The organism is Pseudoalteromonas sp. TAE79, from assembly GCF_000498015.1.
In the GTDB taxonomy this organism is placed as follows: Bacteria; Pseudomonadota; Gammaproteobacteria; order Enterobacterales; family Alteromonadaceae; genus Pseudoalteromonas.
Genome location: NZ_AUTL01000259.1, coordinates 1 through 1,950, shown reverse-complemented (window position 1 = coordinate 1,950; position 1,950 = coordinate 1). Strand labels below are relative to the sequence as shown.

The window sequence follows — 1,950 nt, the reverse complement described above, 5'->3', positions numbered from 1 at the left end:
CTATCTACAGACGGTTTAATTTATGGTCCAAAAAAGGGATTTTGAATGAACTGTTTCGCGCATTATCTCGTGATGCGGACATGGATTGGGTCTTCATTGATGGCAGTATTGTCAGGGCTCATCAACATAGTTGCGGTGCAAGAACTGCTGACAATGAATCAATTGGAAAGAGCCGAGGTGGAAATTCTACGAAAATTCATCTTGCAGTCGATAGCGGAGGGTTGCCTGTTTATTATGAATTATCCTGTGGAAATACGCATGATATCGTCCATGCAGAGTCACTCGTAGCTAATTGCCCAACAAGTAATATGGTTGTCGCAGATAAAGGCTACGACAGTGAAAAACTGAGAGCGTTTGTTCGTGATAATAACGCTACACCCGTTATTCCACGTAAGGGCAACAGTTTAGTAGGCAATGAAGATATTGACTGGTGCATGTACAAATATCGGCACTTGGTTGAGAATGCATTTGGCCGTATTAAGCAATATAGAGGGATAGCCACGCGGTATGAAAAGCTTGAACGAAATTATCATTCAATGCTCGCTTTAGCATTTACTATGATGTGGCTACCAATGTGGGCTGATTGATATATGTACTACAAAGATCAACAGCCCCTAGTTACACAGAAATATTTAAGCCGCAAAGTGCTCAAGATCGAAATGGTGACTTTTTAGCGCCAATTGAAGGTAAAAGTTATGAAGCGGGTCTTAAAAGCAGCTTCTTAGATGATATGTTTCACACCAATCTTGCGCTGTTTACAATTGAGCAAGATAATGTAGCGCAAGCAGACACTGGCTACATAATTCCTGGCACTGTAAATTCAGAAGCGCAACGTGCGGCAGAAGGTGCAACAAGTACAGGTTTTGAATTTGAGGTTGTAGGGCAGCCTATTGATGGTTGGAATATTAACGCTGGTTATTCTCAGTTCGAAGCTGAAGATGCTGATGGTGTTAAAGTGAATACTCAAATGCCACGCAAGCAGTTTAAATTATTTACAACCTATAGACTAATTAGTTTGTTACCTGATTTAACTATTGGTGGAGGCATTAATTGGCAGAGCAAAACCTATGGACAAAGTGTGGAGCAGGAAGCTTACTCGCTAGTTAACTTTATGGCTCGCTACGATATTAATAGCAATATGCAAGTACAGCTAAATGTTAATAACTTACTAGATGAAGAATATTACAGTCGAGTTGCTTCACGTGATCAATATCGCTACGGAGTTCCTAAAAACTATAATCTGAGTTTTAATTACACCTTTTAATAAGTACCTGTAAGATGCCCTATTCCGTTTTACACTGAATAGGGCATCTTACGTTTTGTGATCCACCATCCATCTCTTTTCTCAAATTAGAATAATTATATTATTGAATTCGTATCATGATATTATTAGGTTTTTATTTCATTAGGTTTATATAAATGCGGGCATCTACAGTAAAAGTATGGGAATTGGTGCATAAATGGACGAGTTTGACTTGCACACTTTTCTTATTGATGTTATGCATAACCGGTTTACCACTCATCTTTCATGATGAAATTGATGAAGCATTAAACCCTGATGTATGGCAACCTAAGTACCCACAAGCAGAGCATTTAACACTGGATGAAATACTTGAGGTAGCTCTTACACATCGCGAAGATGAGCAAGCTATTTATATGAGTTTTGATATTCTCCGTCCGGTCATTAATATAATCGGGTAGCCGGAGGTCTCTAACCTCCAGCCCCCACACCACCCATCATGCGGGTCCGCAATGGGCGGTTCATCTCCCGTAATGAATATTGATCCAAATATCTTTCAATGACACTAAACCTTGTGATGCTAAATAGTCATTACCTAGCGCAATGTTAATTCCTTTTGTTTTTGAGCTTCTACAAGGGCCTTTACTGGTGATACCACAGGCTATGGCGAGTCGCTCGCTAACACCCAATTTCATTAAACTGCGTACTTT

At 39.7% G+C, this 1,950-nt stretch carries 3 protein-coding genes and 1 pseudogene; 3 read left to right on the top strand and 1 reads right to left on the bottom strand.

Translation table 11 applies throughout. The features are described 5' to 3' along the window. The 3 genes from L655_RS0120410 to L655_RS0120400 all read left to right on the top strand — a co-directional run. The coding region (locus L655_RS0120410; protein ID WP_024603875.1) for an IS5 family transposase at positions 1-587 on the top strand (587 nt) is incomplete at its 5' end. Beyond that, a complete protein-coding gene (locus L655_RS0120405; RefSeq protein ID WP_024606115.1) occupies positions 584-1,264 on the top strand; it encodes a TonB-dependent receptor in 681 nt (226 codons plus the stop codon). The genes L655_RS0120410 and L655_RS0120405, both read left to right, overlap by 4 nt. Positions 1,265-1,419: 155 nt before the next feature. Next, positions 1,420-1,701: a PepSY domain-containing protein gene (locus L655_RS0120400; protein WP_241764524.1), complete on the top strand. Its 282-nt coding sequence runs from the start codon at positions 1,420-1,422 to the stop codon at positions 1,699-1,701. A 60-nt stretch (positions 1,702-1,761) separates the two neighbouring features. Here L655_RS0120400 and L655_RS01000000125960 read toward each other — a convergent pair. After that, a pseudogene (locus L655_RS01000000125960) lies at positions 1,762-1,950 on the bottom strand (group II intron reverse transcriptase/maturase); the annotation flags it as partial.